The 6,276-nt window shown below is 67.6% G+C and carries 5 protein-coding genes; 4 read left to right on the top strand and 1 reads right to left on the bottom strand.

Annotation, left to right across the window (positions count from 1 at the left end):
• A partial coding sequence (locus tag AC5RUH_RS07730; protein WP_494128274.1) for an amidase family protein occupies positions 1-768 on the top strand: 768 nt, incomplete at its 5' end.
• 103 nt (positions 769-871) lie between these two features.
• The gene (locus AC5RUH_RS07725) at positions 872-2,365 is read left to right on the top strand and encodes a peptide MFS transporter (RefSeq protein ID WP_494013387.1); all 1,494 of its coding nucleotides are present in this window, start codon (positions 872-874) and stop codon (positions 2,363-2,365) included.
• Between the two features lie 194 nt (positions 2,366-2,559).
• Here AC5RUH_RS07725 and AC5RUH_RS07720 read toward each other — a convergent pair whose 3' ends face one another.
• A complete protein-coding gene (locus AC5RUH_RS07720) occupies positions 2,560-3,003 on the bottom strand; it encodes a DUF4190 domain-containing protein (RefSeq protein WP_494128273.1) in 444 nt (147 codons plus the stop codon).
• A 145-nt stretch (positions 3,004-3,148) separates the two neighbouring features.
• On the opposite strand from AC5RUH_RS07720, the gene pgm reads away from it, so the two are divergent.
• Positions 3,149-4,795, top strand: coding sequence for a phosphoglucomutase (alpha-D-glucose-1,6-bisphosphate-dependent) (gene pgm, locus AC5RUH_RS07715; RefSeq protein ID WP_494128272.1), 1,647 nt, complete (start codon positions 3,149-3,151; stop codon positions 4,793-4,795).
• Positions 4,796-4,926: 131 nt separating this feature from the next.
• Complete coding sequence (locus AC5RUH_RS07710) at positions 4,927-6,252, top strand: uracil-xanthine permease family protein (protein WP_494128271.1); 1,326 nt, start codon at positions 4,927-4,929, stop codon at positions 6,250-6,252.
• Positions 6,253-6,276 lie beyond the last annotated feature (24 nt).

Raw genomic sequence — 6,276 nt, 5'->3', positions numbered from 1 at the left:
GACGACCCGGGCCGGCTGGTGGTCGCCGGGCCCCTGGCCCGCACGGCGGCCGATGCCGGGCTGCTGATGGACGCCATGGCGGACGAGCAGCTGGCCCGCGCGGCCTTCCCGGGGGAACCCGGATTCCTGGCCGCCGCGCTTCGCGCCGAAGGGCGCTTTCGGATCGGCATCAGCACCGACTCTCCGTTCGAGTCCGCCTACCCGCTGTCGCTGGAGCCGGAGGCGCGCGAGGCGTTGGATACCGCGGTGGAGCTGCTGCTGGGGATGGGCCACGCGCTCGACGAAGCGGAGATCCGCTACGACAACCGCTACCCGGAGGCGTTTGCCACGGTCTGGACCTCCGGCCTGGCCCGGCTGGAGCTGGAGGCCGGCCACGAACCGCAGCTCATGCCGCTCACCCGTTCCTTCCGCCGCCGCGCCCTGAAGCGCGGGCCGGAGGCGCTGCCGGACGCCTTGGCCACGCTGGCGCGTTTCCAGGACGACACCCGGGCACAGTTCGGCCGGTACGACCTGGTTCTGACGCCCGCGCTGGCCCAGACCCCCCGGCCGGTTGGCTGGTACACCTCCAACAGCGCAGACGTGGACTACATGCGCCAGTGCCAGTATTCGCCGTACACCTCGTTGGTCAACGTGTGCGGGCTGCCCGCGATCGCCGTTCCCGTCAGCACCACCGAGGAGGGCCTGTCCATGGGCGTCCAGCTGATCGGCAAGCCCGGATCGGAGGCCATGCTGCTGGCCGCCGCCGCGCAGCTGGAGGGCGTGCGATGAATCCTGCAACCCCGGCCTGACCTGCGGATTTGCATTAACACGCCGCCCGGCCACGGGCGCAGAATATGACATTTCATGTAGGGGACTGTCAGAATAGAACACCGTGAGCAATACCGTGCAGTCCGGGAATCCGCAGCCGGAAACAACAAAACAGTCCACCCAAACCGGCAAAACCTTCTTCGGGCATCCACGGATGCTGGCGAATCTTTTCTCCGTAGAACTCTGGGAGCGTTTCTCCTTCTACGGCATGCAGGGCATCCTGCTCTACTACATGTACTACTCGGTCGCCGAGGGCGGCCTGGGGATCGACGAGGGAATTGCCACCGGTTTGGTGGGCGCCTACGGCGGCGGCGTGTACCTCTCCTCGATCCTCGGCGCATGGGTGGCCGACCGCATCCTCGGGTCCGAGAAGGTCCTCTTCTACACCGGCATCATGGTCATGCTGGGCCACATCGCGCTGGCCCTGATCCCCGGCGGCGTGGGGCTGGCCATCGGCCTGATCCTGGTGGCCATCGGCTCCGGCGGCCTCAAGGCCACCGCCAGCTCGCTGGTCGGCTCGCTCTACAGCCTGAAGGACGACCGCCGCGACGCCGGCTTCTCCATCTTCTACATGGGCGTGAACATCGGCGGCCTCTTCGGCCCGCTGCTCACCGGCTTGGCCCAGGTGCAGCTCGGTTTCCACTACGGCTTCGGCCTGGCGGCGCTGGGCATGGCCATCGGCCTGACTCAGTACGCCCTGACCCGCAAGAATCTGCCCGAGGCCGCGCACCATGTGGCCAACCCGCTGCCGCGGGGCAACTACGGCAAGGTCGCCGCCGCGGCCGTGGCCGCCGTCGTCGTCATGGTGCTGCTGGTGGCCTTCGGCTTGGTGACCGCCTCGAACCTGGCCCCGATCATGGCCTGGCTGGCGATCATCGCCGCCGTGGTCTACTTCGTGGTGATCCTCTCCAGCAAGCAGGTCGACGCCGTGGAGCGCAAGCGCGTCTATGCCTTCATCCCGCTGTTCATCGCCTCCGCCGCGTTCTGGGCGCTGTTCCAGCAGCAGTTCACCGTGGTGGCCCTGTACGCGGACAAGCAACTGGACCGCACGCTGGGCGGCTGGGAAATGCCGGCCAGCTGGGTGCAGTCCATCAACCCGGTGTTCATCATCATCTTCGCCGGCATCTTCGCTGCCCTGTGGACCAAGCTCGGCCCCAAGCAGCCCAGCTCGCCGCTGAAGTTCGCCCTGGGCCTGGTCGTGATGGGCCTGGCGTTCCTGGCGTTCATCCCGCTCACCGGCGGCGGCGCAAACTCCACCCCGCTGCTGGCCATGGTCGGCATCCTGTTCCTGTTCACCATGGCGGAACTGTTCCTCTCCCCGACCGGCTCCTCGGTGTCCACTAAGCTGGCGCCGAAGGCCTTCCAGACCCAGATGGTGGCGCTGTTCCTGCTCTCCATCTCGCTGGGCACCACGCTGGCGGGCATCCTGGCCGGCTACTACGACCCGGCCAACGAAGCCCCGTACTTCGGCTTCATCGGGGTGACGGCGATCATCCTCGGCGTCGGTCTGGCCGCGGCCGTGCCGTCCCTGAAGAAACTGATGGGCGGCATCCGCTAGGACGGAACCTTAACGACGACGGCGATGCCCGGGCGGAGATTCACTCCCGCCCGGGCATCGCCGTCGTGAGGGGCCTTTTCCTCATCCACTTTTCAGCTCCGGCCCCTTCTGAGCACTCAGCAGGGCAGGAGCTGAATAGTCGACGGGGGAAACGGGTGAAGCCGACCAGCGACGTAACGAGGCGCCGGCCGGACCTACGCCCCGGCGAGGACGCCGATGAAGATCAGCAGGCACCAGATGCCGGTGACCGCGTAGCCCATGATCAGGCCGGCCAGCGCCATGCTGCGGCCGGCCGGTTCCTTCCCCAGCGCGATGTGGCCGAACACGATGGCCAGGACCTGCGGGACCAGCATGAAGCCGAACGTGACCACGGAGACGATGCCCAGCACCAGCGCCGCGATGCTCAGCCCCTTCGGCTCGGCCTGCGGCGTGTAGTACATCGGCTGGTTGTAGTCCGGTCCGCCGTACGGCTGCTGCCCGGTATACGGCTGCGCGCCGGGGCCGGGCTGGTAGGAGTACGGATTCCCCGCTTCGGGCAGCGACGGCGGCTGCGGCAAGGCCTGGCCCGCATTGGGATCGGTGTACCACCCCGGATGCTTCGGGTCGTTGAAGGGCGGCCTGTTCTCCGTGCCGGACATACTGTTGATTCCCCCTGAAATTGATTCGCTGCTGCGCAGCTTCGGTGCTGCCTACCAGTCTAGGCGCGCGGGAAGATCGGGAGCCATCGGGTCGGATCCGCCACCCGATCGCCACGGATCGGTAGTTTTTTGGCATGCTGGAGGGATGGCAAACCGTGCGGGCACAGTGGCCCTTCCCAGCGACCTTGTTGACCTGACCGCGCTCCGCGACGCGTACTTCAACGTCAAGCCGGATCCGGCCGACCCGTCCCAGCGCGTGGTTTTCGGCACCTCCGGGCACCGCGGCTCCAGCCTGAAGGCATCCTTCAATGAGGACCACATCGCCGCCATCACGCAGGCGATCGTGGAGTACCGCGCCGGGCAGGGCATCGCCGGACCGCTGTTCGTCGGCAAAGACACGCATTCCCTCTCGGATCCGGCCCAGGACACCGCCCTCGAGGTGCTGGCCGGAAACGGTGTGGCAGTGCTGGTCGATTCCCGGACCGGGTGGACCCCGACGCCGGCGGTCAGCCACGCAATCCTCACACATAACGCGGCCCATCCGGATGCCCGGGCCGACGGCATCGTGATCACCCCCTCGCACAACCCGCCCGGCGACGGTGGCTTCAAGTACAACCCGCCGCACGGCGGCCCGGCCGACTCGGATGCCACCGGGTGGATTGCCGCCCGCGCCAACGAACTGCTGGAGGCGGGCCTGCGCGGCGTCAAGCGGATCACGCTGGGACAGGCCCGGTTCTCCGGGTCCATCGGTACGTACGATTTCCTGGCCGCGTACGTGGACGACCTGCCGAAGGTGCTGGACCTGGACGCCATCCGTTCCGCCGGCGTGCGGATCGGTGCCGACCCGATGGGCGGGGCCTCGGTGGACTACTGGGCCGCCATCGCCGAGCGGCACCGGCTGGACCTGACCGTGGTCAATCCGGCGGTGGACCCGCAATGGGCGTTCATGACCCTGGACTGGGACGAGAAGATCCGGATGGACTGCTCGTCGCCGTCGGCGATGGCCTCGCTGATCAACGCCGTTCGCGGCGGCGGCGCCGACTTCGACATCGCCACCGGCAACGACGCCGACGCGGACCGGCATGGAATCGTGACCCCTGATGCCGGGCTGATGAACCCGAACCACTACCTTGCCGTGGCCATCGACTATCTCTACAGGCACCGGCCGGACTGGCCGGCCGGCGCGTCCGTGGGCAAGACGCTGGTGTCCTCCTCGATGATCGACCGGGTAGCGGCCAACTTGGGCCGGCAGCTGGTGGAGGTTCCCGTGGGCTTCAAATGGTTCGTGCCCGGGCTGCTCTCCGGCGAAGGGGTCTTCGGCGGCGAGGAGTCGGCCGGCGCCTCCTTCGTGCGGTTCGACGGCAAGCCGTGGTCCACGGACAAGGACGGCATCCTGCTGGCGCTGCTGGCCTCCGAAATCGTGGCGGTGACCGGAAACTCGCCGTCGGAACTCTATGCGGGGCTGACCGAGAAGTTCGGGGCGCCGTCCTACGCACGCATCGACGCGGCGGCTACCCGGGAGCAGAAAGCCGCGCTGGCTAAACTCTCCGCCGCCGACGTGGCCGCCACCGAACTGGCCGGCGAGGCGATTACCGCCAAGCTGACCGAAGCGCCCGGCAACGGCGCCCCGATCGGCGGGCTGAAGGTCACGACCGACAACGCGTGGTTCGCGGCCCGGCCCTCCGGCACGGAAGACGTCTACAAGATCTACGCCGAATCCTTCCGCGGCCAGGATCATCTGCTGCAGGTGCAGGCAGAGGCCAAGGCAATCGTGGACGCCGTCATCGCCTGATCAACGCCTGACAACGGAGGCCGGGCCGTTCCCGCCCGGCCTCCGCGACCGGTCGGGCGAGTCGGCACGCCGTTCCGGCGGTAGGATGTCCCCCGGACATTTTCCCGCTGACTCCCCCGAAGAGGCCCACCATGAGCACGCCTGCAAAATCTTCCCCGTTCCGTTGGGCCCTGCATGGCGACGGCAAGAACATTTCACCAGGCACGGTAGTCGGACCCCAGGAGCGGCTCACCTGGCCGCGCACCATGGGTGTCGGGGCCCAGCACGTGGTCGCCATGTTCGGCGCCACCTTTTTGGTCCCGCTGCTGACCGGGTTCCCGCCGTCGACCACGCTGCTGTTCTCCGGCGTGGGCACCATTCTGTTTTTGATCATCACGGCAGGCAGGGTCCCCAGTTACCTGGGCTCCAGCTTCGCTTTCATCGCCCCGATCGGCGCCGCCATGAACCAGCACGGAATGGGCGGAGCGCTCGGCGGCCTCATCATGGCCGGCGCCTTGCTCTTCCTGGTCGGCGCGCTGGTGCACAAGGCCGGCACGCGCTGGATCAACGTGGTGATGCCGCCGGTGGTCACCGGCGCCATTGTTGCCCTGATCGGGCTCAACCTGGCGCCGGCCGCCAAGCAGAACTTCGAGAAGGGGCCCGTGACGGCGCTGGTCACCGTCGTCGCGATCCTGCTCGTCACGGTGTTGTTCCGCGGGCTGCTGGGCCGGTTGTCCATCCTGCTAGGCGTGCTGGTCGGCTACGTGGTGGCCATCCTGCGGGGGGAGGTGGATTTCTCCAAGATCAATGACGCTGCCTGGATCGGTTTGCCCGAATTCCACGCGCCGGAATTCCACATCTCCCTGATCGGGCTGTTCCTCCCCGTCGTGTTGGTCCTGGTGGCAGAAAACATCGGCCATGTGAAGTCCGTGTCCGCGATGACCGGGCAGGATCTTGACCCCGTCACCGGCCGCGCGTTGATGGCAGACGGCCTGGCCACCGTGCTGGCCGGCAGCGGCGGCGGCTCCGGCACCACCACCTACGCCGAGAACATCGGCGTGATGGCGGCCTCCAAGGTCTACTCCACCGCCGCATACTGGGTGGCCGGCATTGTCGCCATCCTGTTGAGCTTGCTCCCGAAGTTCGGTGCCGCCATCGCCACCGTTCCGGTCGGCGTCCTGGGCGGCGCCGGCGTCGTGCTCTACGGCATGATCGGCATCCTGGGGGTGCGGATCTGGGTCCAGAACCGAGTGAACTTCGCCAACCCCATCAACCTCTCCGTGGCAGGGGTGGCCCTGGTGATCGGCATCGCCAATTTCAAGTGGGCCATAGGGGAGCTGCAGTTTGAAGGCATCGCGCTGGGTTCGGCAGCGGCACTGCTGATTTTCCATGGCATGAGTGCGGTGGCCCGCTGGCGCCACACTGAGCCCGTGGATTCCGTGGAAGACGAGGGCGTCAGGCCGTCCAAGCTCGGCTGACCGCCGGGCATGGCGTCCGCCTGG

It is taken from the genome of Arthrobacter sp. Y3223166 (assembly GCF_059090935.1).
This window is presented reverse-complemented; position numbering and strand designations above follow the sequence as displayed.